This window comes from Streptomyces sp. NRRL S-337, from assembly GCF_000720175.1.
GTDB lineage: Bacteria > Actinomycetota > Actinomycetes > Streptomycetales > Streptomycetaceae > Streptomyces > Streptomyces siderophoricus.
On the sequence record NZ_JOIX01000001.1, the window covers coordinates 120,622 to 145,693 of the forward strand.

A 25,072-nucleotide genomic window follows, 5' to 3' on the forward strand; every position below is an offset into this window, starting at 1 on the left:
GCACCTCCGGTGCTCACGGGCGGGCGCTCACCGCGCCCGCCGGCGGCACGGGATCAGCGCGTGCACCGTCTTGCCCTGGTCGGTCAGGCACACCGACGTGGCGATCGCGAGCCGCTGGACCATCGGCCAGCCGAAACCCCCGGTGTCGCCGTCGACATCGGGCACCCGTCCCACGGGCGGATCGCTGGACGCGTCGGTCACGCCCACCGCGAGCGCATCGCCGCAGACGGCCAGCCGCAGCGAGAACGAGGAACCGGCCGCGTGCCGTACGGAGTTGGTGACGAGCTCGCAGACCACGAGCACCACCGCGTCGGCAGCGCCGGCGTCCACCGGGGGCCGCAGGCCCGCCAGGAACTTCCGGGTGACCTCGCGCGCGGCGGCGGCCGCACTGGGCCGCCTGGCCATCGTCGTCACCTGCGCCGACGGCGAGGGGGCCGACGGCGTCATGCCGTGGTGCCGGGCCGTGGTGCTGCTCAACAGGATCACCTCGTTCGTGTCGTCCTTGAGACGGGCCACCGGGCCGCCACATTGTCCTCCGCGTACGCTCCCGGTCCGCCGGACGGTGACCGCCGGCAATCCCGTGTGTCATACACGGAGAGTCACTCCTCTCGTGCGTCCGTCGCAACGCAGGTCAAGAGCATGCCTCTGACCTGCTGTTCCGTCGGCCTCTTCGAGTGCAGATCCTTACTACCCTGGTCACCCTGCGTTAATCCGCCGGGGGGCAAGGGATCACCAGAGCTTGTCGATCGTCCCCGGATACAGCGCGAGACGGGCATGCCGGAACGCGGCGTGGTGCCGCCGGGCCTCGGCGGAGAAGAAGTCGGCCATGGTGACCTTGTCGAAGGGGGGCCGGTCGCTCGGGAGGGGACACCGCGGCGTGCCGCCGATGAGGTGGGTGCCGGGCAGCAGCCGCCAGCCCGCGCTCCGGTAGAAGGGTTCGAGGGGCCGGTCACAGGTGAACACGCCCAGATCCAGGCCCGCAGCGGCCATGGCCGTACGGGCGGCGGCCACCAGCCGTCGGCCGTATCCCCTGCCGCGTACGGCGGGTTGGGTCACGACGGTGCTCAGCCCGCCCGCCCGGTAGCGCCGGCCCGCATGCACCAGCGGCTTGGACAGCACGTCCAGCGCCGCCACCACGGTGCCCTCGTCGACGAGCAGCATCGAGCGGGGATGCAGCGCCGGATCGTGGGTGAGGGCGGCGCCGGGGCCGGGGGAGGGCTCGGCCGGGGGCCATGCCTGGTGCTGGAGGTCCAGGACCTGCGCGCGCAGGGTGGCCGGGGTGTCCGCTTCCGGGAAGCACAGTATCTGCATGCGGTGATCGTGCCTCGCCCCACTCCGCACCGAAAGCGCGTTTTCGCCCGCGGGACGGCTCAGGTCCCCAGACAGTCGACGAACGACACCCGCCCGCCCGCGCCCTCGATGAAGTCCTGCGCGGGGTGGTTGCGCAGCAGGCACATGTCGTAGCGGGCCTTGGGGCCGCCGTCGCCGTCCTCCTCGTAGAAGTGCTTCCCGGACAGCTGGCACGAGTCGTAGCGCACCAACGGCCCCCGGGGGCCGATGCGGTAGCGGTGCGGGCGGCTGGCCCCGGCGAACGGCTTGAAGGCGTGCGCGGTGTCGTCGCAGTCGTTGAAGTGCACCGTGCCGCTGTCCCAGGCGCAGTCGATCACGACGGTGTCCGGGCCGCGTACCTCGAAGCGGATGTCCTCGGCGTGGAAGCGCTGGACGGAGTCGTGGTGCGGGCCGCGCGGGAAGCGGAAGAAGGTGCTGGTCCGCCCGTAGTCGGGGGAGTCGCCGGGGCGGCGGCCGGTGATGATGTACGAACCGCCGCGGCAGGTGACCGAGCCCCCGTAGGGGAATTCCAGGAAATTCCCCCAGGAGTACTCGACCTTCATGTCGGTGAACCAGTAGTTGAGGAACTGGTCCTGCTGCGGACGGTCCGGCGACTTCTGCGACAGCCCGGAGTAGAGGAACGCCTTGCGGTAGGAGCCGCCCACCCGGCACGCGTCCCAGCGCATCTCCGAGTTGGTGTTGCTGCCGTCGAGGGCCAGCCCGTAGGTCCACTCCCCGGTCCACTCGCACTCGGAGAAGCGGTAGTCCTGGGCCTGGCCGGTCGAGAACGAGTAGAAGAACGACGCGCCGGGCGTGCCGGAACGGAAGGCGATCTGCTCGAACATCACATTCGCCCAGCCGTCCTCGTTGCGGCACAGGTAGGCGTCCTCGGCCCGGGACGGCGCGAAGATCAGCTGTGTCATCCGCTTCCCCGCCCCGCGGAACCGCAGTCCGTTGGCCTTGAGCTTGCCGGCCGGCGCGTCGAGCAGCGCGTGCGGCGACCGGATGAGGTACGTCCCGGCCGGAATGTCGATCACGGTCCGGCCGATGTGGTCCCAGACCCGCCCGGCCGCGTAGGCGTAGGCCCGGGCGAACGCACGGCTGTCGTCGGTGCGGCCGTCCCCCTTGGCGCCGCAGTCCGCCACCACGTCGATGACGTCCTTGCCCTTGGGCTTGCGGCCCGTGACCAGCGGCCCCTGCGGGGCCTCGTCGGACGGCTGCCGGGAGGGCGCGGAGTCGCAGCCGGCCAGGGCGGCCGCGAGCGCGGCGGCCGTACCCGCCAGAACCGTCCGGCGGCCGACGCCACCGTTTGACGGAGAGGTCCTGCCTGCCATGATGTGCTCCTCCGGGGGGTCCATTTCATCGAGTGGGGGGACATGAGTCAGTTCGGATATGCGCTCAGGGAACTGTCGGCGGCCCAGAAATCCGCGAAGGGGGTGTCCCTGTATTCGCGCTATGTGAACCGGCCGGCCGGGCGAATACTCGCCGCGGCGGGCTACCAGCTGAAACTCACGCCCAATCAGGTCACGCTCATCAGCGCGGCCGTGACCTTCGCCGGGGTGGTGATGATCGCGACGCTGAAGCCCTCGCCCGCCGCGGCGCTCGGAATCGTCGCGGCACTGGGCCTGGGTTTCGCTTTGGATTCGGCCGACGGCCAGCTCGCCCGGTTGACCGGGGCCGGCAGCGCCGCGGGGGAGTGGCTGGACCATGTCGTCGACTGCGCGAAGATGCTCGCCGTCCACATGGCCGTACTCCTCGCCTTCTACCGCCACTTCGGATTCTCCGACCCGGTGTTCCTGCTGCTGCCGGTGGCCTTCCAATTCGCCGCGGTGATGGTCTTCTTCGGCGGAATCCTCACCGACCAGCTCAAGCGCGCCGAGCGGCTGCGGAACGGTGCGGGGCGGCCGGTCGCGGCACCGGTGTCCACCCTGCGTGCGGTGGCCCTGCTCCCCGTCGACTACGGCGTGTTCTGCGCGGCGTTCCTGCTCTTCGGCAGCCGTGACCTGTTCGTCGCGGCGTACTGCGCGCTGCTCGCCGCCCATCTCCTCTTCATGGTGGCGTTCCTCGTCAAGTGGTACCGGGAACTGTCCGTCCCCGTGCGCTGACGGCCGGGAACGAGGCAGCGAGGCATTCCCCGGAAGAACTCCGGGGAATGCCTCCGCACACCTCTGCCGGCCTCCCGTACTACGCCGAATTCGCCAGCCCGTCGAGCGCCTTGCGCAGCAGGGTGCTCGACGTGTGCACGGTGTAGGGGAAATAGATCACCTCGACGCCGACCGCCGCGAAATCCCGTTCGAGCTTGTCGCCCTTGCTCGTTCCCCGCCAGTCGTCGCCCTTGAAGAGGACGTCGAACCGGACCTGCTGCCAGGTCACCAATTTGTCCGGCACGGTTTCCACGAACGCCGCGTCCACGAACCGGACGCTGCGCACGATCTCCAGCCGCTCGGTGAGCGGAATGACCGGTGCCGTGCCCTTTGCCTGCTCGGCCATTTCGTCCGAGACGACCCCGGCCACGAGATAGTCGCACTGGCTCTTGGCATGCCGGAGAATGTTCAGATGACCTATGTGGAACAAGTCGTAGACCCCGGGTGCGTACCCCACGCGGTGCGTCATGTGCTCCCCAGTCGACGAACGGTCAGTTCTTGGCGGTGACGTTGACCGGGCCGTTGCGGCCCGAGACGTTGGTGCCGTCGGTGACCTCCAGCGAGTAACGGTGCGCCGAACCGGGCTGCACGGTGTCCGTGAAGCTCATGTCCGGCCGGTTCCAGTAGCGCGAGTCCTTGGTGAGCGAGGTCAGATACACCCCGTCCCGGTAGAGCTTGTACGTCAGCACGCCGTTGTCCCGGTCCCACGAGGCCTTCCAGGTCAGCGTGATCTTCCCGCGCGACGGGCTCGACCCGCTCATCAGCGGCACCTGCGGCGCACCGGTGTCCGGAGCCGCCGCAAACCGCGTCAGGCCCTGCTGCGGCGCGTCGTTGACGGTGGTGAACTCGCCGCCCGCCCACAGGACCCCGTCCGCCATGGTCAGCGCACGCGGGCCGATCTGCTCGCCGATCCCGTCGTTGGTGTCCGGGAACCACGGCAGGATCGTCTTGTCCGCGATCGACTGGGCGAGGAAGTGCTGCCGGTTGCCGATGTCGGGGAAGCCACCCGGGGTGTCGGAGCAGTTGTGCGCATGCGACCCGCTGTAGAGGACGCCCTTGTACGGCAGCACGGCCTGGGTGGCGCCCAGGCAGGTGTCCTTCCAGATCTGCCCGCCGTCCGACAGCCGGCCGGCGATCCGCCCGTCGAAGACGCCGCCGCCGGTGCCCTCGGCGCCCAGATAGAAGTTGGTGCCGTCGTTGACGAGCGCCTTGACCGCCGACCTGTTGGGGATCCAGCCGGTGAAGGTGTTGACGACCTTGCCGGTGGTCGCGTCGAGCCCGGCCAGCGCGTGCACGCTCAGCAGACTGCCGTTCACCGAGGTGAACCGGCCGCCGATGATGACCTTGTTGAGCTTCGGGGCGACCGTGATCGCGTTCACCCCGGGCGTCGGGTCGTTCGGGATCGACGAGCCCCGGATCGTCGCCTTGAACGGCAGCAGCGCACCCGTCGGACGCAGCGCGGCGACCCGCTCGCGGGTCTGCCCCTGGACCTTGTCGAACTGGCCGCCGATGTACACCGCGTCGTCGGTGACGTCGAGGGCGCGCACGGTCGAGCTGACCGTCGGCTTCCACTCGTCGCCGATCGTGCAGTCCGCGGTGGTGAGCGAGGCGGTGTTGGAACGCCCGACCGGACCGGCCTTGCCGAACGAGCCGCCGATGTAGATCAGCGAACCGTCGGGGGAGGCATTCATCGCCCGGATGGTGTTCTCACCGCCGCTGAACGCCGGGGCGCAGGCGAGCGGTTTGCCGGTTTCGGCGTCGAAGGCCGCGAAGTTCCTACGGGTGAGCTCACCGCTGCCGGGGGCCGCACCGGGCGGCCGGATGTGATCGAACCGGCCCCCCACGTAGACGATGCCCTTGGCGTAGGCCAGGGACCACACGATGCCGTCGGTCTGCCAGGTGCTCAGCGGATCGGCGGTCAGCGTGGCCTCTCCGTTGGCCTGGGCGGGACCGGCGGCGAGCGCCGCCGAGGCGGTGCCGAGCACCGCGGCCGCGAGGAAAAGATGGACGGGTCTGCTTCGTTGGCGCACAGGTCCCCCCTGGAAGCATGGCGCGAGCAAGAAATGTTGTTGGACAGGAAGCGCGAACGAGTTGATTTCCGTGTGGAATTGCGACCAGCGTTCACCGTGAGTTTTCCGAACTGCGCTTGCGCAGCGCACCGAAGAACTCCCCTACCCCCAGCGGCAAACGATAGCGCCAGACGAGGGTGCTGAACGCCCCTATGGAAAAAACCATTGCGAAAAGCGCACCGGCCACGCTGTCCCCGCATAGCGCCCGCATACCGAACGCCCCGCACGACACCGCTCCGAGCCCGGTCAGCGCGGCCAGCAGATAGCCCCGGTCCACGGTGCGGAACCCCAGCCGCCGGCGGACCAGCAGCGCCGAGACCCCGTTGTCCACGACGATCGCCAGCCCCCAGGACACCGCGGCGCCCAGCACCCCGTACCGCGGCACCAGCCACACCCCGCTGCCCACCTGGACCACGAACGCGGACCCCGCCACGGCAAGGTTTCCCACGCTCCGCCCCGCCATCAGCAGCGCGGTCTGGGCGTTGCCCACCCCGACGTTGACCACCGCGGCCACCGCCAGCACCACCAGCGCCGGCGCGCCGTCGGCGAAGCCGGTACCGAACACCGACAGCACGGTGCGCGGAAAGGCCGCGAGCAGCACGAACACCGGCCAGGAGAACAGGGCGATCCACCGGGTCGAGTGCCGGTGCAGCCGCTGTGCCGCGCCCGTGTCACCGCCCGCCAGCAGCCGGCTGATCTGCGGCGCCACCGCCAGCCGGACCGCCAGTTGCAGCAGCGTCCCAGCGGTGATCAGCCGCCCGATCGCCGTGTAGACGCCGGCCTCCGCGCTCGTGCCCAGCACCGACAGCAGGATCACGCCGATCCACACCGCGGCGATGTCGAACAGCGACGACACCGCGCGCGGTCCGGCGAACGCCCAGAATTCCCGGGCCCGCGGCGGCGGCCGGCCCGTTCCGGGATGGGCCCGCCGGGACCGCCGCAGCGAGATCCCGGCCGCCACCGCGCCCAGCACCCCGGGCAGCAGCCAGGCCGCCCAGACCCCGGAAACACTCGGCGCCCACAGCACCAGCGGCACCGCCAGGAGCACCCGCAGCACCGGCTTGCCGATCTGCTCCACGCCCACGAACGGCACCACCGACCCGTACCCCCGGGTCGCACCGAGCAGCACCAGCGTCACCGTCGTCACCGGCAGGAACACCGCACACAGCCGGAGCACGGCACCGGCCTGCCCCGGGTCCAGTTCGGGCAGCAGCCGGCCGGCGAGCCCGGGGGAGCACAGCAGCACCGCCGCCCCGGCCCCGCTCGCCACCAATGCCGGCAGCACCGCGGTCCGCAGCAGCCCCGGCACCCCGGACCCACCGGTCAGCTCCAGGTCCTGGGAGACGAAACGGACCAGCGCGGTGTCGGCCCCGAGCTTCAGGGCGTTGCTCAGGATGGTGAAGGCCGCGACCGCGGTGAAGACCGCACCGGCCCCGCGGGCCCCGAGCCCCTGGGTGACGACGGCCACCAGCAGGAACCCGAACACCGCGTTCGCCGCGGAACCGGCCAGCGCGAACAGACTCCCACGGGCCGTCGTCCGCACCCCGAGCGCACCAACGTCCTTGTGTGGGGAGCCCGTTGCCGTCGTCGTGCTGCCCAGTCCCGCCGGGCGGAGGCCGGTCACCCGCGCAGCGGTCGGGCATCGGCGGACGCGCCGTCCGCCGCCACCGGGCCGGTGCGCGGAGCCGGCGGACCGGGTCGTACGGGCGGTGCCACCACGGTCGTCCGGGGCTGGTTCCGGCCGCGCTTGCGGCGGGTCGGCCCGCCGTCCGTCAGCCGGCGCAGCGACGGACCGCGGCGCCCCTTGTCCAGCACGGCACCCAGGATGTGCCCGCCGGCGCCGGTGATCAGCTCCCACACCCGGTCCAGATCGTCCCGGCGCACCTCGTTGAGGTCGCAGACCACCACCACACCGGCGCCCTGCTTGGCGACGGCCAGCCCGTCCGCGTGCGAGAGCAGCGGACCGGTGACCACCACGACCCGCTCGTCCGGGCCCGACGGCGCGTTGAGCAACCGTGCGAACTGCGGCGAGGACAACACCCGGGCCGGATTGGGGACTTCACGCCCGGGCAGCAGCTCGAACCGGCCGTCCACCCCCGCCTCCACCGTGAGCCGTTCGCCCTCCGCCCAGCTGCCCGGGACCGGCCGGCCGTGGCCGGGCCGCAGCGGCAGCCGCTGGGCGAGTTGCGGCGTCCGGAGATCCGCCTCCACCAGCAGGATGTCGTTGCCGATCTCGGCGAACGCGCCGGCCAGATTGACCGCGACCGGCACCGCCTCCGCGTTCTCCCGCGGGGAAACGATCAGCAGGCTGTCCGTACCGGAGAACCGCAGGTCGTGCATGAGCCGGAACGCGATCGTGCGATAGGCCTCCGCCCGGTTGCCGTGCCCGGACCGGCCCACCTCCAGCACCTGCTCGCCACCACGCCGCCGCGGCAGGATGCCCAGCACCGGAGCCCGCAGATTGTCCTGCACATCCGCCACCGACCGCACCCGCGGCTCCAGCACCGACCGGACCCACGCCGCCAGGATCCCCAGCACCAGTCCCGCCACCGCACCGGCGAGCAGCAGCACCGCGAGGCCGGGGCTGGACGGGAAGGCCGGCGGATCGCCCTTGCGCACGATGTCGCCCGGCGTGGTGTCCAGGGACTTCAGACTGGAGATGCGGCCCTGCAGGTCGGTGATCTGCGACACCAGGTCTCTGCGCTCGGACTCGTCGGCGGCCCGCCCCGCACCGCCGCCCGCGTCCGCGATCCGGCGGTCCAGCACCTTCCGCTGCGCCATGAGCGGCTTCAGCTCGTCCCCGAGCTTGCTGACCGTGGTCTCAATCCGCTGCGCCGCGGCCTGCTGACGATACGTCAGGTAAGCGTGGACGAAGGCGTTGACCAGCGCGGACGCCCGGTCCGCGGAATCCGCGCTGTACTCGAACAGCAGGGTCTGGGTCTCGGGCGGATTGCTCACCCGCAGATCGCGCTGCAGAACGGCCGGGTCCGTGCGTTCCCCCAGGGCCTTGGCCGCACCGGCCGCCACCGAAGCGCTCTGCGCGATCTGCCGCTCGGTGCCCATGCTGATCTGCTTGTCCGCCGAGACCCCGCCGGCCTCGAACGGCGCGGTGCTGATCGCATGCACCACGACCTCGCCCGTCGCCGTATAGGTCGGGCCGCCGAACACGAACACCGCACCGCCACCGAGCAGGCCCAGAACCAGGCCGAGCAGGATGAACGCCCGGTACCGGAAGAGCCGGCGCAACTGGTCGCGGATCTGGTCCGGTTCCTCCGCGGGCTCGTCGAAGACGTTCACGTACGTGTTCCTCCTGTGCATAGCGACGGTGCGGTGCGGTCCGCCGGGGCCACCGGCTCCGGCGCGGCCGCGGGCGGGGACGGACGCCCCGGCTTGCGGGTGATCAGCAGCGGGATGCACACCAGCAGCGCGAGCGGCCCGACGATCGCCATCAGGCTGCCGCGCAGCAACACCAGCTGGTAGAAGCCGAACGCCGGGACCAGCAGCGCCGCGAGGGTGCCCCGGTGCCGCCGCAGCCGGTGCCGCAGCTCGTCGATCCGCCGCCCCACCGCGCCGATCAGACCGAAGACCGCGACGACCGACGGGAACCCGGCCCACATGTACGACTCGATCCACAGCGGTGCGGAGAGGTTCTCGAAGGAGTACCCCGCGTGCCGGGCGAGCAGGATGCCCGCGTCGTCCGGCTTGCCGGGCCACGCGGCGCGCGGCACGAAGAACAGCGGCGGCCCGAGCGCGGCCGTCGGCGTGAAGCCATGGGTGCGGACGTAATCCACACCCGTCTCGATCTGCTGGAACGCGTCGTAGTCCCCGTTGGACGTGAACTGCTCGGCGAGGGAGACGATGCGGACCGGCTCCCGCTTGTCGTAACGGAAGTAGTCGCTGTACGGGAACACCACCAGCACCACGGCCGCCACCGCCGCCGCTCCGACCCGGAACGCCCGCGGCCCGCGCAGCCAGGACGCGCCGAAGACCAGCGCCAGCAGCACCGTCCCGGCCCAGAACCGCGGCTGGCTGACGGGGTTGTTGACGATCACGTTGACCGCGGCCAGCAGTGGCAGCAACAGCCAGCGCAGACCGCGCAGAATCCGGTCGCCGGCCGGGAACCGCGGCACGTGCACCAGCGCCACCAGCGCCCAGAACGCCGGCACCGACAGCAGCCAGGCCGACATCGCCCGGTCCGCCGACCCCGCCGGCTCGGCGAGCGCCGCCGCCTCGTTGGCCGCCTGCCGGCTGAGGAAGAACGCCGCCAGCCCGCCCTGCTGCGGGATCAGCACCACCGCCAGCAACAGCGCCGCCCCGCACAACAGCAGCACCCGCCCCGGCGCCAGGCGCCGCGCGAGCACCGGTTCGAGGACAGCGGACCCACGGCCGGCCCGCCAGGCGGCCACCGCCGACCCCGCGCTGTACGCCAGAAGTCCCGCCTCCACCAGTGCCGTTGAGACGAAAGCGGTGTGCGCATCAACCACGAACCCGCGCGGATAGGCGTCCGTGGCGAGCATCGCCAGCGGCGCCAGCCCCAGCCACACGTACGAGAACAGCCAGAAGCCGAACGCGATCAGCCGGGCCCGGACGTCCGTCAGCACCCGCGCCAGCGCCGCACCGGTGTGCACCACCACCACGAGTTGGACGGCGAGCGCGGCACCGAAGCGGGCGTCCAGCGACCGCAGCACCAGCAGCGGCAGCAACACCACCAGCAGCAGCGCCCAGCAGCCCAGCGCGGCCACCGCACGCCCGGGCCCGACGGCCGTCCGACGCCCCGCCCTCACCGGCCCACCTCCCCCAACTCCTCTTCAGCGGCCCACAATCTAAGCGACATCGGATGACAAGAGTGGCTTCGGGACACAATCGCAACCCAATTCACAGTCCGGGATGCCCTGACCGCTTCTACGATGACCGGCACAGCCAGAGGGGGGCATTCGTGGAAGACTCGTTCGACGGGCGGCGTGTCCTGGTCGTCTCGACCAACTACGCACCCGAGCACACCGGCATAGGGCCGTACTCGACGCAAATAGCCGAGCACCTCGCCGCGTCCGGGGCCGACACCCACGTCCTCGCGGGCCTGCCGCACTACCCGTCCTGGCGGGTGGCGGAGGGCTACCGCGGCCGCTGGCGGATGCGGGAGCAGCGCGCCGGGGTGACCGTGCACCGCCGGCGGCACACCGTACCGGCCCGGCAGACCGCCGCCCGCCGGGCGCTGTTCGAGGCGAGCATCCTGGCGCACGGCCTCCTGGCGCCGCCGCCCGTCCGGCCCGATGTGGTGCTCACCCAGATGCCCACCCTGGCCGGGGGAGTGCTGGGCGGACGGCTGGCGCGACGGGCCGGGGTACCGCACGTCGTGGTCGTCCAGGACCTGATGGGCGCGGCCGCCGAGCAGAGCGGCATCCAGGGCGGGGGCTGGGCCGCGGTCCTGGCCGGAGCCGTCGAGGCCCGGGTCCTGCGCGGCGCCACCGTCGTCGGGGTGGTGCACGAGTCGTTCGTCGCCCGGGTCACGGCGATGGGGGTGCCCCGCGAACGGATCCACGTGGTGCCCAACTGGACGCACGTGACGGGCCCGCGCGGCGACCGCGAGCGGACCCGGGCCCGGCTGGGCTGGGCGGCCGACGAGACCGTGCTGCTGCACGCCGGCAACATGGGCCTCAAACAAGGACTGGAGGTGCTGGTCGAGGCGGCCCGGCTCGCCGACCGCGAAGCCGCCCCGGTACGGATCGTGCTCATGGGGGACGGCAACCAGCGCGCCGACCTGCAACGGCTGGGCGCCGGCAGCCGCGCGTTGTCCTTCCTCCCGCCGGCCGACGCCGAGGATTTCCCCGAGGTGCTCGCGGCCGCCGATGTGCTCGCCGTGACGCAGAAGGCGTCCGTGCTCGACATGAGCCTGCCGTCCAAGCTGACCTCGTACTTCATGGCCGGCCGGCCGGTGATCGCCTCGGTGGCGGCCGAAGGCGGGACCGCCCAGGAGGTCCTCCGCTCGGGCGCCGGAACCGTCATCGCTCCGGAGGACCCCAAGGCGCTGCTGGCCGAGGTCCGCGCGCTCGCCGAGGACCCCGTACGGGCCGCCGGGCTGGGCGCCCGCGGTCCCCGCTACGCCGAGGAACGGCTCAGCAGCCGGGCCGGACTGGCGCGGATCACCGCCCTGCTGCGGCTGGCCATGGACGGCCGGGCCGGCGGCCGCTAGGCACCGGCCCGTGAGGTACCGGCGGCGGGGCCGCAGCCCCGCCGCCACCCGGCTCATCCGCCTCCCGCGAGGGACCGGTAGTGCTCCTCCAGCCGGTCGGCCACCGCGGCGAGCGAGAACTCCTCGTCCAGCGCCGCCCAGCCGGCCCGCACCACCCGCTCCCGCAACGCCTCGTCCTCCAGCAGCCGCAGCACCGCATCGGCCAGCTGCTCCGGCGAACCGTCGGTCACCAGGGCCGCCCCGCGGCGCCGGAGCGCACCGGCGATCCCGCAGCGGTCCGTGCAGACCACCGGCGTGCCGACGGCCAGGGCCTCCAGCACGCTCATCGGGAAGGGCTCCTCGACGCTCGGCAGCACGTACACCGCGGCCCGCGCGATGCGCTCCACCGCGGTCCCGTGGTCCAGCGCCCCGCCGTACGTCACCACCTCACCGAGCCCCTCGTCGGCGATCAGCCGCCGGACGGCACCGAGCCGTCCCTCGTCCGCGCCGTACACGGGGAACGTCACCTCGGGGCGCTTGCGGTGCACCAGCGCCGCCATCCGCACGAACGCCTCGGGCCGTTTGCGGGCCTGCAGCCGGGCCAGGAACAGCACCTCGGCCGGCAACCGCACCGTCGCCTCGGTCGCCCCCCGCCGCACCCCGTTGTGCAGCCGGACCAGCCGCGGCCCGCGCGGTCCCAGCACCCGTCGCAGGCCGGCCTCCTCCTCGTCCGTGAGCACCAGCGCCGCGGCCGCCCGGCGCAGCAGCGGCACATAGACCCGGTCGAAGACCCGCGCGACGGCTGACGACCGCGGCTGGACCATGCCGTGCGTCTGCACCACGAACGGCCGGCGGCGCAGTACGGCGACGACGAGCGCGGCCAGCGACACCAGATCGCGGCCGGCGTGCAGATGCAGGGCGCCGGCCCGGCCCGCGGCGCGCCACAGCAGCGGCAGCAGCCCCGGGTGGAACAGGCCGAGGAAGCCCTGCCCCGGGACGAGCGTGCGCGCGGGGCGGGCCCGCAGCGGCACCCTGTCCACGGTGCGCGGCGGGCCGCCCCGGCCGCGCCACAGCGCGATCAGCTCGACCTCGTGCCCGCGCGCGGCCAGTTCGGCCAGCTGCCCGGTGGCCACGCTCACCGGCCCGCCGTACGCCCCGTCGTCGCTGACCAGGGTCACCACATGGCTGATCCTCACCGGGCGGCTCCGGTGGTGTGCACGGCCCCCGCGGGCACGTCCCGGTGGGCGACCGCGCCCGCACCGACCACCGCGCCCGCACCGACGGTCACCCCGCGCAGCACCATGGCGCGGGCGGCCACCCAGGCGCCGGGCTCCAGACGGATCGGCCCGTTGTCGAACTCGAAGGTGGGGGAGCGGCGTTGATGGCTCCCGGTGCACAGCACGGCGCCCTGGGACACACAGACGTCATGGCCGATCGTGATCGGCTCCAGCGTGATCAGCCAGGCGTCCTCGCCCACCCAGACGTCGTCGCCGATGGTGAGCTTCCACGGCCACTGCACCCGCACCCGGTGCCGGATCAGCACCCGGTCACCGACCCGCGCGCCGAACGCCCGCAGCACCGTGGGGCGCAGCCGCGGCGGGAACCACCACTTCACGAAGAACAGGTTGAGCACGGCGAACCAGAGGGCCTGGGTCAGCAGGCCGCGGCCCTTGTCGTACCCGGCGCCGGTGAATCCGCGCAGCCGGCGGGCGGTGGCGGACGTGGTCATCGGTCCACCCGCACCCGGTGGCCGGAGAGTTCGTCCTCCAGCTGCCGTATGTCGGACTCGACCATGATCCGCGCCAGCTCGTCGTACTGCACCTTCGGCGACCAGTCCAGCAGCCGCTTCGCCTTGGACGGATCGCCGATCAGCGCGTCCACCTCACTGGGCCGCTCGTACTTCGGGTCGAACCGGACGCTGCGCTCCCAGTCCAGCCCCACGCAGTCGAACGCGGCGTGCAGGAAGTCGCGTACGGTCGCGGCCACTCCGGTCGCCACCACGTAGTCGTCGGGCTCGTCACGCTGGAGCATCAGCCACATCGCCTCCACGTACTCGGGTGCGTAACCCCAGTCGCGGACGGCGTCGAGATTGCCGAGATAGAGGTGCTGCTGCAGACCCGCCTGGATACGGGCCACCGCACGGGTGATCTTCCGGGTGACGAAGGTCTCGCCGCGCCGCGGGCTCTCGTGGTTGAAGAGGATCCCGTTGACCCCGAACAACCCGTACGCCTCGCGGTAGTTGACGGTGGACCAGTAGGCCATGACCTTGGCGCAGCCGTAGGGGCTGCGGGGGTGGAAGGGCGTCGTCTCGTTCTGCGGCGGCGGGGTGGCGCCGAACATCTCGGAGGACGACGCCTGGTACAGCCGGGTCTGCACACCGCTGGCGCGGATGGCCTCCAGCAGCCGCAGCGCACCCAGCCCGGTGACGTCGCCGGTGTACAGCGGGGCGTCGAAGGAGACCCGGACATGGGACTGCGCGCCGAGGTTGTAGACCTCGTCCGGCTGCAGGTCGCGCAGCAGGTTCACCAGCGCCACCCCGTCGGACAGGTCGACGTGGTGCAGCAGCAGCCGGCGCCCCGGGGTGTGCGGGTCCTGGTAGATGTGGTCTATGCGCTCGGTGTTGAAGCTCGACGAGCGTCTCATCAGCCCGTGCACTTCATAGCCCTTGCTCAACAGCAATTCCGCGAGATACGAACCGTCCTGGCCGGTGATGCCGGTGATCACTGCGGTTTTGGTCATGGCTTCCCCCCACGAGAAACGTTGTATTTCCTGAAATGGCAGGTGGATGTAACGGTTCCACTGCCACAATCCGGACCATGGATGACTTGCTGCCCCCGCCCGCCCGGGTCTTCGTCGCCGGCCACCGGGGCCTGGTCGGCTCCGCCGTGGCCCGGCGGCTGTCCGCCCAGGGTTACGACGTACTGACCCGCCCCCGCACCGCACTCGACCTGCGCGACGCCGCCGCCACCGCGGACTGGCTGCGCGCCGCCCGCCCCGACGCCGTCGTCCTGGCGGCCGCCAAGGTCGGCGGAATCATGGCCAACAGCACCCAGCCGGTGCAGTTCCTGGAGGACAACCTGAGCATCCAGCTCAGCGTCATCGCCGGCGCCCACCAGGCAGGCGTCCGCCGGCTGCTGTTCCTCGGGTCGAGCTGCATCTACCCCAAGCACGCCCCCCAGCCGATCACCGAGGACGCCCTGCTCAGCGGGCCGCTGGAGCCCACCAACGAGGCGTATGCGATAGCCAAGATCGCCGGCCTGGTCCAGATCCGCTCCTACCGCCGGCAGTACGGCGCCTCCTTCATCTCCGCCATGCCGACCAACCTCTACGGCCCCGGCGACAACTTCGACCTGGAGACCTCGCACGTCCTGCCCGCACTGATCCGCCGCTTCCACGAGGCGAAGGAGCAGGGCCGGCCCGAGGTCACCCTCTGGGGCACCGGGACCCCCCGGCGCGAATTCCTGCACGTCGACGACCTGGCCGCGGCCTGCGAGGTGCTGCTGCGCCGCCACGACGGCGAGGACCCGGTCAACGTCGGCTGCGGCGAGGACCTCACCATCGCCGAACTCGCCTCCTGCGTCGCCTCCGTCGTGGGCTATGAGGGTCGGATCGCCTTCGACCCGACCCACCCCGACGGCACCCCGCGCAAGCTCCTCGACATCAGCACGATGCGCGCCCTGGGCTGGTCGCCGACCGTGCCGCTCGCGGACGGCATCGCCGCGACCTACGCAGCCTGGCGGTCGCAGCCGGCCCCGGCGTGAGAGGGCCGGGCCCCGGGTGTGCGTACGGCGGTCGCTCCCACGAGCGCCCGCACCGGCCGCACACCCGGGCCGGCCGACCTGCTCAGTACGCACCGCGGCCGTCCAGCACCGCGCGGACCGTACGGGCCAGCACGCCGATGTCCCGGCCGTAGGACCAGTTGTCCACGTAACTCAGGTCCAGCCGCACGGTCTCGTCCCAGGAGAGATCGGACCGCCCGCTGACCTGCCACAGGCCGGTCAGCCCCGGTTTGACCGACAGCCGGCGCAGCTCCGTCCCGTCGTACCGCTCGACCTCCTCGGGCAGCGGTGGCCGCGGCCCCACCAGGGACATATGGCCCGCAAGGACGTTGAAGAGCTGGGGCAGTTCGTCCAGTGAGAGCCGGCGCAGCACCCGGCCCACCCGGGTCACCCGGGGATCCCGCCGGATCTTGAACATCGCCCCGTCGTGCTCGTTCGCCGACTCCAGCGCGGCCCGCATCCGGTCGGCGGTGGCCACCATGGTGCGGAACTTCCACATCCGGAAGGGCCGCAGATCGCGGCCCACCCGTATCTGCCAGTAGAACACCGGACCGGCGGAGGTAAGCCGGATCGCCGCCGCCACCAGGGCGAACAGCGGGGCGAGCAGCACCAGCAACAGCAGTGCGCCCAGCCGGTCCGTGGTCTGCTTCAGCAGCACCGGCAGCCCCCGTCGTGCCGCCGGGTCTATGTGCATCACCGTCAGTCCGGCGGCCTTCGCCAGCCGGACCCGGTGCCGGGACACGTCGATCAGCCCCGGAAGTATGGCCAGATCCCGTCCCTCGTCGTGCAGCGCCCAGGCCAGCCGGCGCACCCGCGCGGCGGACATCCGGCGGCCGGGCGCCACGAAGACCAGGTCGGCGTCGAGTTCGGCCGCACACCGCAGCACGGTCTCGCCGTCCTGCGCGCCGTCCGGCCCGTCCCCGTCGGAGGTCAGCCGGGCCGGCACCGGCAGCGCCGAGTCCGTGTCCTCCTCGCCGACCAGGCAGCCACCGACGACCACGTACTCGTGATCGGTACGGTGCGCCATCTCCTCCAACACCAGGTCCACGGCGTCCGGTTCCCCGATGAGCAGCACCCGGCGCAGCGCCTCTGCGCGGCGGCGTACGCCCTGCAGATAGCGGTGTACGAGCTTGCGCCGCAGCACGGCCAGCGCCAGCCCGGGCATCAGCGCGAGCACACAGATTTCGGTGGAGACGTCGATCCGCGCCACGACGCAGGTGACGGCCAGCACGCCCAATACGGTCAGCCAGTCCCGCAGGATCGGCAGCACCGCACCGCTGCCGCCCAGCTCATCTTTGGAGTAACGATTCTTTGCGGCTCCCACGGCCAGCCAGGCGGCGCCGGCGAGCGCCGCGACGAGCAGCGGCTGCGGTTGCCGGGTCGCGGTGCAGACCGCCCCCATCGGCACCAGCGCGCCGAGAAGGTCGGCGGCCAACGCCCCCTGTAAGAGCCGCTGTTCGGTGGATCGGTGCCTGCTTTCCTCGCGCTGTTGCGATGTGCGCTCCAGCTTGGCTGTCCCGGCGGATGACGCGATCACCCGTGATCCGGCAGCTTCGAACAACCCCATGGCCCCCCACTTGGTCGTCCCCTCACGTCCCGTGCGGTCGGACCCCCCCCGGTACTCGACCGCCTCCGTGTCGGAGGTGAACGCTAGAGCACGGTGCGTCCGACTGCTGAGGTTTACCTATTTTGAGTGTTCTTGTGCCTCATTGTTTACAAGCGCGTGCAGGCATGCTCCACTTCAGGACCTTCCAGACGCAAGAGACGCAGAGGCCCCGGGGGTGTGATCCAGCCCCGGGGCCCACGTGTCTCTCGCGTCAGGTGCTCAGTGCCGGTGGCACACCAGGTGTGTCCGGTGCCAGGTCCGGGTCCAGTAGCCGGGGTGGCGGTGGCCGCGCCGGTCCTGCCAGGCCGGGTGCCAGACCCGGATCCAGCGGCCGTGGACCACGCGACAGTGGGCCCGGTCGATGTGCCTGGACGCCGTGTGGTCGCCGTGCGGCGGCGCCGCGGCCGAGGCGGAACCCACCGAGGAGAGGGCCATGCCCCCGGTGAGGGCAACGGTGGCGGCGCCCAGTGCGAAGGCGCGCTTGAATCCGTCAATCATTGAGGATCATGCCTTTCTGCATTGCCGTGCTGCGAGATGCCCCGGCTCTGGCCGGGCAGCAAGGAGAATGCACCCGCGGGACGGCACGGGCCCGGTCAACACCGAGGCCTTTACCGAATACAGACATAAGGCAAATGAGGCGGACAATCCGACTTATCTGATGCGGGGTGTGATGTGCTACTGAAGCCCCGTCTGTGACTTGCTGAAGAGCACGCCCTCGGAATAGAAGAACACCGCGTTGCTGCTGCCGTCGGCGCCGTAACACGTCCAGGTGACGGGGTAGTTGTCGGCGGGCTCGGTCTTGTTCTCCTGCTGGCAGGTACTCGCGTAACGGAGCAGGGTCCGCACGCTGCTCCCCGCCTTGATCTCGTTGAATTCGGCGAGGGTCAGCGGGTCGCTGGCGATGGCGATGCCTTCGTAGGCGCCGGCGGCCACGAGGAGGCCGAGGGTGCAGAGGCCGGCTATCGCGCTCTTCTTCACGGGTGGGATCGTCCTTGTGCGGCGGTGGCGACGGGAGGTGTGCGCAAGGAGCGTAGCCGTCCGGCCCGATTCCCGGCACCGAGGCGGCGAGCTGCATCACAACCGGTGCCCTCCGGGGCCCGGGCGCCGTAGCGTGGGCGGGTCCCGCGAGAAAGCTGGCGATAATTCGTACAACGCGGGTAGACGCAGGGGTGTCACGAAGATCGGCCCGGTTCGGAGGAGGGGGGAAACGGTGACCCAGGCAGCGTCCCACGTACCGGCCACGGCCGCGCAGGCACGCGATCGCGTCAACGACCTCTTGAAGGCCCACCCTGGCGCCGTGGAGGCGATGAAGCTCACGGATGCCTTGCTGATCACGTCCGAGCTGGTCACCAACGCCCATCGCCACACGGACGGCTTGATCGCCTTCACCGCGCGCATCACCGGCAACCGCCTCACCCTCCTCGTCGAGGACGCCAGCCCGCACCACCCCGTGACGGCCTCCCGCCACGGGGTGGGGGACATCGGCGGCTACGGCTGGCCCATGGTGCGCCAACTCGCCACCTCCGTCACCATCGTTCCCACGGCCCGCGGCGGAAAGGTCATCAGCGTCACGCTTGACCTGAGGTGAATCGATATGCCCTGACCTGATCTGCTCCGGGGTGACTTGGCCTGATATGGACAGGGCCCGGAGGCCTCGCTCAGGCTCAGGCCCGTCCGGACCGCGGAATGCGTTCCAGCAGCCCACGCAGATCGTCCGCGTGCTCCTCCTCCTGCGCCAGCAGGTCCTCGAACACGCGCCGGGTGGTCGGATCGCCGTCGCCCAGCCACTGCGCGATCTCGGTGTACGAGGCGATGGCCACCCGTTCGGCCACCAGGTCCTCCTTGATCATCTCCAGCAGATCGGCGCTCGCGTCATAGCCGGCGTGCGCCCGCTGCGTCAGTGTGTCCGGGTGAAAATCGGGCTGACCGCCGAGCTGCACGATGCGCCGGGCAATCTTGTCGGCGTGCTCCTGTTCCTGCGTGGCATGTTCCAGGAACTCCGCCGCGACCGGCTCCGAATAGAGACCGGAAGCCGTGTAGTAATGCCTCTTGTACCGCAGCGTGCACACGATTTCGGTGGCCAGTGCCTCGTTCAGCACCTGCAGTACGCGTTCCAGATCGGCGCCGTAGGCATCGGTCACCGGACCCTTTTCGATTTCCTGGCGGGCGCGGGCGCGGGCGCGGATGGTTTCGATGTCGGTAAGGAAATCAGCCATGACTTTTCTCCCTTTCCATTGATCGACCTTCGTTGATCGTATTCCGCTGGTCTCCCACTTCGGGTGAGGGGACGCGCCCGGCTCCGCGCGTGCCGAGGTCCGGTCTAGACGTGCCAGCTCACCGTCCCGGTGGCCGTCGACACGACGACCAGCAGCACGAGGTCGGCCACGCCGAAGGCCAGTCCCAGCCAGGCCCGCAGCCGGCGGATCGTCCCGCGGCGGAGCGCCAGGAAGCCGAAGACCAGCGCGCACGGGCCGAAGAAGACATTGAAGATCAGCGTCCCCAGCAGCCCGCAGACGAACGAGGCCACGGCCATGCGGTCGGCCTGCGGATGCGGGCCGGTCTTCAACGGAAGCCAGGTGGACGTCATCGGTGCGCCCCCTTCGACGGGGTCGTCGCCTTACGGCGCTCGCGGACGAAGAACACCGCCAGCCACGCCGCGATCGCGATCCCGGCGACGATCGTGACGGCCGCGGGGACATGGCCTGCGGTCCCCAGCAGCACGCCGAAGAGGAAGAGTGCTACGACCAGAAAGAGCATGGTGTGCCTGTGCCTTTCCCTAGGGGGCCGGCGGACGCGCAGCGCGCTGCCGGCACGGACGGGCACCGGCCGCTCCATTGCGGCGGCTTGCACGAACGCTGGTACCCGGGGATCGCCGGAAAAATCAGTTCGGCGCGGCGCAGATCGCCCTCTTCCCGGCCCGCCCGGGGGTCCCGGAAGCCATTTCACCCCTACCCCTTACCGACGTCCTTCCCGCCCTCGTCCGAGACGCCCGGACGGTCCGTCACGGCGTCCGCCCACATCGCCGGAACGGGGTCCCGGCCGGCACCGGATCTACGATCGCCGGACGGAATGAGCACCGAAAAGCGGGCGGGAAAGGGTGGGCGAATGAGGAAGGCAAAGAAAGAAAGGCAGGAATGGAAGGATGGGGAGGATGGGGAGGAAGTGGCGGCGACCGGTGGCGGGGGCCCTGAAGATCATCGCGGCCTGATCGACCGTCACCTCCGCACCATCGAGGACGTACTCCAGCTCCTGGACGGGTGGTTCGCGCCGGAGGCCGACCGCTGGACGGCCGGTTCGGCGTCCTGGTGGGACGGCTTCTACGCCGACCGTTCCAGGCCGGTGCCGTTCTTCGTGGCGAAGCCCGACGAGAACCTGGTCTCGTACCTCGACCGCGGCCTGGTCGCTCCCGGGCGCGCGCTCGACCTGGGGTGCGGGCCGGGCCGCAACGCCCTCCACCTCGCCGCCCGGGGCTTCCGGGTGGACGCCGTGGACCTCTCCCCGGCGGCGATCGACTGGGCCGAGGACCGGGCCCGGGAAGCCGGGGCCGGCATCACCTTCCGCTGCGGCGACGCCTTCACCCTCGTCGGCTCCGCTGACGGTGCCCCGCTCCGCGGCCCGTACGACCTGATCTACGACTCCGGCTGCTTCCACCATCTGCCGCCGCACCGCCGCGTCAGCTACCTCGCCCTGCTCGACCGTGCACTGGCCCCCGGCGGCCATCTCGCCCTCACCTGCTTCGCGCCCGGCGATGAGCGGGGCGGTTCCGAGATCGGTGACGCCGACCTCTACCGCCGGGCCACCGGTCTGCACGGCGGCCTCGCCTACACCCCCGAGTCCCTGCGCCGGATCTTCGCCGACCTGACGGTGGTGGAACTCCGCCGCATGCACGACGAGCCGTCCCACTCCCCGCACTTCGGCGAGCCCTTCCTCTGGACGGCACTGCTACGGCGCCGCACCCGGCCGTTACGGCCGCCCGGGGGAGAGACCTCTAGCAGAGGCTGAGAATGGCCTCGGCGGTGAATTCCGGTGCCTCACGGGGTGGGAAGTGGCCTACGCCGCCCAGGACTTGACGGGTGTAGCCGTCGGCGAACAGCTGCTGCTTGCCGGCGGTGGTGCCCAGGAGGTTGTCGGCGTCCTCCGCGCCGTGCAGCACGATCGTCGGCACCTGGATCGGGGCCGGGGCGGCGAGGCGTTCCTCGACGGTGTCGTACGCGGGGTCCCCGGGGGCCTCACCCCAGCGGTGGAGGTAGGCGTGCACGGTCACGTCCGCCCAGTCGTCGTTGTCCCACGCCGCGGCCGTCTCGTCGAACTCCTCCTGCGAGAAGTCCCAGCCCGGGGACCAGGCCGTCCACAGGTAGTGGCAGAAGGCGCGCCGGTCCTGCACCATGGCCCTCCGGCCGCGGCCGGTGGCGACGAACCACTCGTACCAGTACGCCTGCGCGAGCGCGTAGGGGAGCGGTGCGTCCGGGCGGTGGGTCGCGTACCCGGCCGACAGTGCCGTGATGGCGCGTACCCGCTCCGGCCAGAGCGCGCCGACCACGTACGCGGCGCGGGCGCCCCAGTCGTGCCCGGCCAGGATGACGTCACCGAGGTCCAGTGCGTCGAGGAATTCGCCGAGGTCGCTGCCGAGCGCCGCGATCTGCCCGCTGCGCGGCCGGGCCGGGTCGCGGAACCGGGTCGGGCCGAACCCCCTCAGATACGGGCGGTAGACGCGGCATCCGGCAGCGTGCAGGGCGGGCAGTACGCCGTCCCAGCAGTGGATGTCGTCCGGCCAGCCGTGTACCGCCACGACCGGGCGCCCGGTCTCGGGGCCGCTGACGGCGTAGGCCGTGTCCAGCGTGGGCGTGCGTACGGTCCTGACCTCGAGCTCGGCCTCGGCTCCGCTCGCCGCCGCCGTCCCGGTCTCGCGTTCCGTCACCGATGGGCCTTCCGCAGAGTCGAGTCGCCGGTCATGGGGGCGCGCCCCCTGCGACTGTGCCAAGCGGCCCGGCTCCCGCCCGTCATCGACACGCGCGGGCACGGCGATGGCCCGGCGGAGGGGGAATCCGCCGGGCCACCGCCTCACACTCTGCGGGCTCTGCCCACCTCGCCGCCGGTGTCGCCGCCGAAGCGGCCGTGCGGCGCGGTCATCGCTCCATGGCGTCCCGGGCCTTGTGCCCGGCCTGACGCAGATCGCCCTTGGCCCGTTCGGCGCGGCCCTCCGCCGTCATCCGCTCGTTGCCCACGGCGCGGCCGACGGTTTCCTTCACGGCGCCCTTGATCTGCTCGGTCTTCGCAGAGGTCTTCTTGTCGGCAGTCATGGTCGTGCTCCCTTGCTGTTGAGCCGTTCCTTGACGAAGAGCCGCTTGCCCGGGGCGCCCCGGCGCAAACGCAAGAATCGTTCCGCCCGTACGGGGCACATGTCCGTGGTCGTTCCACTACGGAAGACGCCCTACGGAGGGAGACGACACCAGCGATGAGCGACCACCGCGAGTTCGCACACGACGACGAGCGCCACCACGACCAGGAGCGCCGCCAGGAGTACGAGCAGTGGCAGGCCCGCACGGTCCGGTGCCCCGAGGACGTACCGGTGACCACACCGCTGTCCTGGATGGCGGAGAAGCACTTCGCCCACGGGGAGCGGTTGGCCGACCGCCGGCTGCCCGCGGCGTACCGGGGGTCCGCTGAGCGGGGCGATGCGGGGGACGCGCTGGCGCAGCTCGCGCTCGGTGTCCGGATCGCCCGCGCCGTCGAGCAATATCGTGCGGAGACCGTGCACGAGGCGCTGCAACTGGGCGCCACCTGGAGCCAGATCGCCACCGCCCTCGACCTCGGCACCGACGAGGCGCGCGGCATCCTGCGCAGCCATGCGGACGGTCAGCTGCGGCTGTACGAGAGCGAGGACAGCGGGGGAGCCGGGCTGCTCGGCATGAGCCCCGAGCAGCACCGGGCCGCCATGGCACTCACCGCACTGGGCGACGACGAAACCGCCGGCGTCCCCGCGGAGGCGGTCATCCGGTGACCGTCGCCGTCAGCTGCCCGCCACCGTCTCCTCCCAGTCGATGCGGTGGAAGTGGAGCGGACGGAGCATCTGCTCGGGCGTGGGGAAGGCGGCCGCGGCGTCGAGGTCGGACTTGCCGGCCTTGACCTTGTTGGCGGCGGCCGCGTTCCGCCCGATGGCCTCCACCCGCTCCCGGCGCAACCCGACGTAGGCGCTGAACGCCTCGGCGGGCGTGGGCAGATCGCGCAAGCAGCGGGCCAGTTCCACCGCGCTCTCGATGGCCAGCGAGGCGCCCTGGCCCGAGCTGGAGGACGGGGCGTGTGCCGCGTCGCCCACCAGGACCATGCGGCCGCGGTGCCAGTGCGGCACCGGCGGCATGCGTTCCATCCGGCCGACCACCACCAGGTGGTCGGGGCCGGTGTGGTGCAGCAGCAGCTCGCCCGGGAGATGGCCCGCGTAGGTCTCGCGCAGCACGGCCAGCCACTCGGCGGCCGGGACCCGCGCCATGCCGGCCGGGTCCGGCGGGGTGTCGGTCGGCAGTCCGGCGAACCAGATCAACCGGCCGTCCGGGCCGCGCCAGTGGCCGGTGAAGGTGCGGCCGAAGGCGAAGTACATCGTGCCGGGCTCGGCCTCGATGCCGCTGTCCGTGGCGTATCCGCCGAAGCTCAGCACGCCGCCGTACTCCGGCTCGGGCGCCTGAGGGTCGATCAGGGTGCGGACGGTGGAGCGGATGCCGTCGGCGCCGATGAGGATGTCGGCGGTCGCCGACGTGCCGTCGGCGAACCGTGCGGTGACGCCCTCGGGGGTTTCCTCGGCGCCCACCAGCCGTTTGCCGTACGCGAACGGGATGCCCTGGTCGGCCGCGTGATCGGTGAGCGCGCGGTAGAGCGTGGCGCGGGGCATCGCCAGGCTGGGGGGCAACTCGGCGAAGCCGTCGAAAGCGGCGAAGCGGTGCCCGGCGCCGTCCGCCATGACCATCCCGGGCACCGGCTGGCCCAGGGCCTCCACCGCCTTGCCGGCGCCGATCGTCCGCAGCGCCGCAAGTCCGTTGGGGGCCAGGGCCAGCCAGGCGCCCACCCCGTCCGCGGCCGCGGGGTAGGCCTCGTGGACCGTCGCCGTGATGCCCGCCTCGCGCAGCGCGAGTGCGGTGACCGGGCCCGCCACCCCGCCCCCGATGACCAGTGCCGTCCGCACGGCCGCGCCGCCGCGCCCGCCCTGAGTGCCGTTGACGCTCATGACCCCTCCCAAGGATGCGCCCGCCGGTCAGCGGGCTCCTGCCGTCCATAGTTGCACTGCATCTAGTCGCAATGCAACTAGTCTCGCCTCGCTACGCTACCGGCATGACCGCTCCCGTGAAGAGTTCGCCGCTCGCCCTGACCGTCCTGGCGCTGCTGCACTACAAGCCGCTGCACCCGTACGGCATCCAGCAACTGATCAAGCAGTGGGGCAAGGAACAGGTGGTCAACGTCGGCCAGCGGGCCGGTCTGTACCGGACCATCGAGCGGCTGCACGCGGGCGGGCTGATCGCCGTACGGCAGACCGAGCGCGACCAGCAGTACCCCGAGCGCACCGTCTACGAGGTCACGGACGAGGGCCGGGCGGTCGCCCGCGAGTGGCTGGACCAGATGCTGGCGGTCCCGAAAGGCGAGTTCCCCGTCTTCCCGGCCGCCCTGTCCAACGTGCCCATGCTCACCCCGGCCGAGGCGCTGGACGTGCTGGAGCGGCGCGCCGAGCGCCTCGCGGCCCGGCGCGCCGACCTGGCGTCCCAACTGGCCGTCCACACCGAGGAGGGCGTCCCGCGCGTCACCCTCATCGAGCACGAATACCTGCTGGCCATGGTCGATGCCGAGGAACGCTGGGTCCGCGCGGTGACCGCCGACCTGCACGACGGCCGACTGGCCTGGTCCCCGGAGATGCTCGCGGCCTTCGACGAGCAGCACAACTCGGGGGCGCCCTCGGGCGGTTGACCGAGCTCCGCTCCCGTTCACCTACCTTG

The 25,072-nt window shown here is 71.6% G+C and carries 27 protein-coding genes; 7 read left to right on the plus strand and 20 right to left on the minus strand.

The annotated features are described in order from the left end of the window. Positions 1 to 27: 27 nt before the first annotated feature. The 3 genes from IG62_RS0100530 to IG62_RS0100540 form a co-directional block, all read right to left on the minus strand. Positions 28 to 477, minus strand: coding sequence for an ATP-binding protein (locus IG62_RS0100530; RefSeq protein ID WP_234326114.1), 450 nt, complete (start codon positions 475 to 477; stop codon positions 28 to 30). 252 nt (positions 478 to 729) lie between these two features. Then, positions 730 to 1,311: a GNAT family N-acetyltransferase gene (locus tag IG62_RS0100535; protein ID WP_030796132.1), complete on the minus strand. Its 582-nt coding sequence runs from the start codon at positions 1,309 to 1,311 to the stop codon at positions 730 to 732. A gap of 59 nt (positions 1,312 to 1,370) precedes the next feature. Further along, on the minus strand, positions 1,371 to 2,663 hold the full coding sequence (locus tag IG62_RS0100540) for a glycosyl hydrolase family 28-related protein (RefSeq protein WP_051797345.1): 1,293 nt from the start codon (positions 2,661 to 2,663) through the stop codon (positions 1,371 to 1,373). 42 nt (positions 2,664 to 2,705) lie between these two features. Between IG62_RS0100540 and IG62_RS0100545 the strand changes: the two genes are divergently transcribed. Further along, the gene (locus IG62_RS0100545; protein WP_030796135.1) at positions 2,706 to 3,434 is read left to right on the plus strand and encodes a CDP-alcohol phosphatidyltransferase family protein; all 729 of its coding nucleotides are present in this window, start codon (positions 2,706 to 2,708) and stop codon (positions 3,432 to 3,434) included. Positions 3,435 to 3,513: 79 nt separating this feature from the next. Here IG62_RS0100545 and IG62_RS0100550 read toward each other — a convergent pair whose 3' ends face one another. From IG62_RS0100550 to IG62_RS0100570, 5 genes are all read right to left on the minus strand, one after another. Then, positions 3,514 to 3,942 carry an adenylyltransferase/cytidyltransferase family protein gene (locus IG62_RS0100550; RefSeq protein WP_030409943.1) on the minus strand — a complete coding sequence of 143 codons (429 nt, stop codon included), beginning with the start codon at positions 3,940 to 3,942 and terminating at the stop codon, positions 3,514 to 3,516. 22 nt (positions 3,943 to 3,964) lie between these two features. Beyond that, positions 3,965 to 5,503 carry a hypothetical protein gene (locus tag IG62_RS0100555; protein WP_030796136.1) on the minus strand — a complete coding sequence of 513 codons (1,539 nt, stop codon included), beginning with the start codon at positions 5,501 to 5,503 and terminating at the stop codon, positions 3,965 to 3,967. A 91-nt stretch (positions 5,504 to 5,594) separates the two neighbouring features. Next, entirely contained in the window at positions 5,595 to 7,166 is a 1,572-nt protein-coding gene (locus IG62_RS0100560) for an oligosaccharide flippase family protein (protein ID WP_234326116.1), read from the minus strand. Continuing rightward, positions 7,163 to 8,839 carry a polysaccharide biosynthesis tyrosine autokinase gene (locus IG62_RS0100565; protein WP_030796138.1) on the minus strand — a complete coding sequence of 559 codons (1,677 nt, stop codon included), beginning with the start codon at positions 8,837 to 8,839 and terminating at the stop codon, positions 7,163 to 7,165. The genes IG62_RS0100560 and IG62_RS0100565 overlap by 4 nt, the downstream gene beginning before the upstream one ends. Next, the gene (locus IG62_RS0100570; RefSeq protein ID WP_030796139.1) at positions 8,836 to 10,326 is read right to left on the minus strand and encodes a hypothetical protein; all 1,491 of its coding nucleotides are present in this window, start codon (positions 10,324 to 10,326) and stop codon (positions 8,836 to 8,838) included. Before IG62_RS0100570 ends, IG62_RS0100565 begins: the two co-directional genes overlap by 4 nt. Positions 10,327 to 10,478: 152 nt before the next feature. Between IG62_RS0100570 and IG62_RS0100575 the strand changes: the two genes are divergently transcribed. Further along, on the plus strand, positions 10,479 to 11,732 hold the full coding sequence (locus tag IG62_RS0100575; protein ID WP_030796141.1) for a glycosyltransferase: 1,254 nt from the start codon (positions 10,479 to 10,481) through the stop codon (positions 11,730 to 11,732). A 53-nt stretch (positions 11,733 to 11,785) separates the two neighbouring features. On the opposite strand, the gene IG62_RS0100580 is transcribed toward IG62_RS0100575, so the two are convergent. Genes IG62_RS0100580 through gmd form a run of 3 tightly spaced genes read right to left on the minus strand, consistent with a single transcriptional unit; the run spans position 11,786 to position 14,450 of the window. Continuing rightward, positions 11,786 to 12,907 (minus strand): glycosyltransferase, encoded by a 1,122-nt coding sequence (locus IG62_RS0100580; RefSeq protein ID WP_037837618.1) that lies wholly within the window; start codon positions 12,905 to 12,907, stop codon positions 11,786 to 11,788. Beyond that, complete coding sequence (locus IG62_RS0100585; protein WP_030796145.1) at positions 12,904 to 13,440, minus strand: DapH/DapD/GlmU-related protein; 537 nt, start codon at positions 13,438 to 13,440, stop codon at positions 12,904 to 12,906. Before IG62_RS0100585 ends, IG62_RS0100580 begins: the two co-directional genes overlap by 4 nt. Beyond that, the gene (gene gmd / locus IG62_RS0100590) at positions 13,437 to 14,450 is read right to left on the minus strand and encodes a GDP-mannose 4,6-dehydratase (protein ID WP_030796147.1); all 1,014 of its coding nucleotides are present in this window, start codon (positions 14,448 to 14,450) and stop codon (positions 13,437 to 13,439) included. Before gmd ends, IG62_RS0100585 begins: the two co-directional genes overlap by 4 nt. A gap of 77 nt (positions 14,451 to 14,527) precedes the next feature. Between gmd and IG62_RS0100595 the strand changes: the two genes are divergently transcribed. After that, positions 14,528 to 15,472 carry a GDP-L-fucose synthase family protein gene (locus IG62_RS0100595; protein WP_030796149.1) on the plus strand — a complete coding sequence of 315 codons (945 nt, stop codon included), beginning with the start codon at positions 14,528 to 14,530 and terminating at the stop codon, positions 15,470 to 15,472. 82 nt (positions 15,473 to 15,554) lie between these two features. Here IG62_RS0100595 and IG62_RS0100600 read toward each other — a convergent pair whose 3' ends face one another. From IG62_RS0100600 to IG62_RS0100610, 3 genes are all read right to left on the minus strand, one after another. Beyond that, positions 15,555 to 16,892: a sugar transferase gene (locus IG62_RS0100600; RefSeq protein WP_030796151.1), complete on the minus strand. Its 1,338-nt coding sequence runs from the start codon at positions 16,890 to 16,892 to the stop codon at positions 15,555 to 15,557. Positions 16,893 to 17,315: 423 nt separating this feature from the next. After that, positions 17,316 to 17,594, minus strand: coding sequence for a hypothetical protein (locus tag IG62_RS0100605; RefSeq protein WP_030796153.1), 279 nt, complete (start codon positions 17,592 to 17,594; stop codon positions 17,316 to 17,318). Between the two features lie 177 nt (positions 17,595 to 17,771). Further along, positions 17,772 to 18,074 (minus strand): hypothetical protein, encoded by a 303-nt coding sequence (locus tag IG62_RS0100610; RefSeq protein ID WP_030796155.1) that lies wholly within the window; start codon positions 18,072 to 18,074, stop codon positions 17,772 to 17,774. A gap of 232 nt (positions 18,075 to 18,306) precedes the next feature. Here IG62_RS0100610 and IG62_RS0100615 point away from each other — a divergent pair, with 232 nt between their 5' ends. Beyond that, positions 18,307 to 18,684, plus strand: a complete 378-nt coding sequence (locus IG62_RS0100615; RefSeq protein ID WP_030796157.1) for an ATP-binding protein — start codon at positions 18,307 to 18,309, stop codon at positions 18,682 to 18,684. Positions 18,685 to 18,760: 76 nt separating this feature from the next. Here IG62_RS0100615 and IG62_RS0100620 read toward each other — a convergent pair whose 3' ends face one another. The 3 genes from IG62_RS0100620 to IG62_RS47655 all read right to left on the minus strand — a co-directional run bounded on the left by IG62_RS0100620 (position 18,761) and on the right by IG62_RS47655 (position 19,853). After that, positions 18,761 to 19,312, minus strand: a complete 552-nt coding sequence (locus tag IG62_RS0100620; RefSeq protein ID WP_030796159.1) for a ferritin-like domain-containing protein — start codon at positions 19,310 to 19,312, stop codon at positions 18,761 to 18,763. A gap of 104 nt (positions 19,313 to 19,416) precedes the next feature. Beyond that, positions 19,417 to 19,683 (minus strand): DUF4190 domain-containing protein, encoded by a 267-nt coding sequence (locus tag IG62_RS0100625; RefSeq protein ID WP_030796161.1) that lies wholly within the window; start codon positions 19,681 to 19,683, stop codon positions 19,417 to 19,419. Further along, positions 19,680 to 19,853, minus strand: a complete 174-nt coding sequence (locus IG62_RS47655) for a hypothetical protein (protein WP_030796163.1) — start codon at positions 19,851 to 19,853, stop codon at positions 19,680 to 19,682. The genes IG62_RS0100625 and IG62_RS47655 overlap by 4 nt, the downstream gene beginning before the upstream one ends. 450 nt (positions 19,854 to 20,303) lie before the next feature. Between IG62_RS47655 and IG62_RS0100635 the strand changes: the two genes are divergently transcribed. Then, positions 20,304 to 21,098, plus strand: coding sequence for a class I SAM-dependent methyltransferase (locus IG62_RS0100635; protein ID WP_051797447.1), 795 nt, complete (start codon positions 20,304 to 20,306; stop codon positions 21,096 to 21,098). On the opposite strand, the gene IG62_RS0100640 is transcribed toward IG62_RS0100635, so the two are convergent. Both IG62_RS0100640 and IG62_RS0100645 read right to left on the minus strand, forming a co-directional pair. Continuing rightward, positions 21,085 to 22,014, minus strand: coding sequence for an alpha/beta fold hydrolase (locus tag IG62_RS0100640; RefSeq protein WP_078871717.1), 930 nt, complete (start codon positions 22,012 to 22,014; stop codon positions 21,085 to 21,087). The two genes, IG62_RS0100635 and IG62_RS0100640, sit on opposite strands and share 14 nt — an antisense overlap. A gap of 208 nt (positions 22,015 to 22,222) precedes the next feature. Further along, complete coding sequence (locus IG62_RS0100645) at positions 22,223 to 22,396, minus strand: CsbD family protein (protein ID WP_030796169.1); 174 nt, start codon at positions 22,394 to 22,396, stop codon at positions 22,223 to 22,225. 155 nt (positions 22,397 to 22,551) lie between these two features. Here IG62_RS0100645 and IG62_RS0100650 point away from each other — a divergent pair, with 155 nt between their 5' ends. Next, entirely contained in the window at positions 22,552 to 23,097 is a 546-nt protein-coding gene (locus IG62_RS0100650) for a hypothetical protein (RefSeq protein ID WP_199812380.1), read from the plus strand. A gap of 9 nt (positions 23,098 to 23,106) precedes the next feature. Here IG62_RS0100650 and IG62_RS0100655 read toward each other — a convergent pair whose 3' ends face one another. Further along, positions 23,107 to 24,312 (minus strand): FAD-dependent monooxygenase, encoded by a 1,206-nt coding sequence (locus IG62_RS0100655; RefSeq protein WP_030796173.1) that lies wholly within the window; start codon positions 24,310 to 24,312, stop codon positions 23,107 to 23,109. A gap of 104 nt (positions 24,313 to 24,416) precedes the next feature. On the opposite strand from IG62_RS0100655, the gene IG62_RS0100660 reads away from it, so the two are divergent. Then, the gene (locus tag IG62_RS0100660; protein ID WP_037837619.1) at positions 24,417 to 25,043 is read left to right on the plus strand and encodes a PadR family transcriptional regulator; all 627 of its coding nucleotides are present in this window, start codon (positions 24,417 to 24,419) and stop codon (positions 25,041 to 25,043) included. The last annotated feature ends 29 nt before the right edge of the window (positions 25,044 to 25,072 follow it).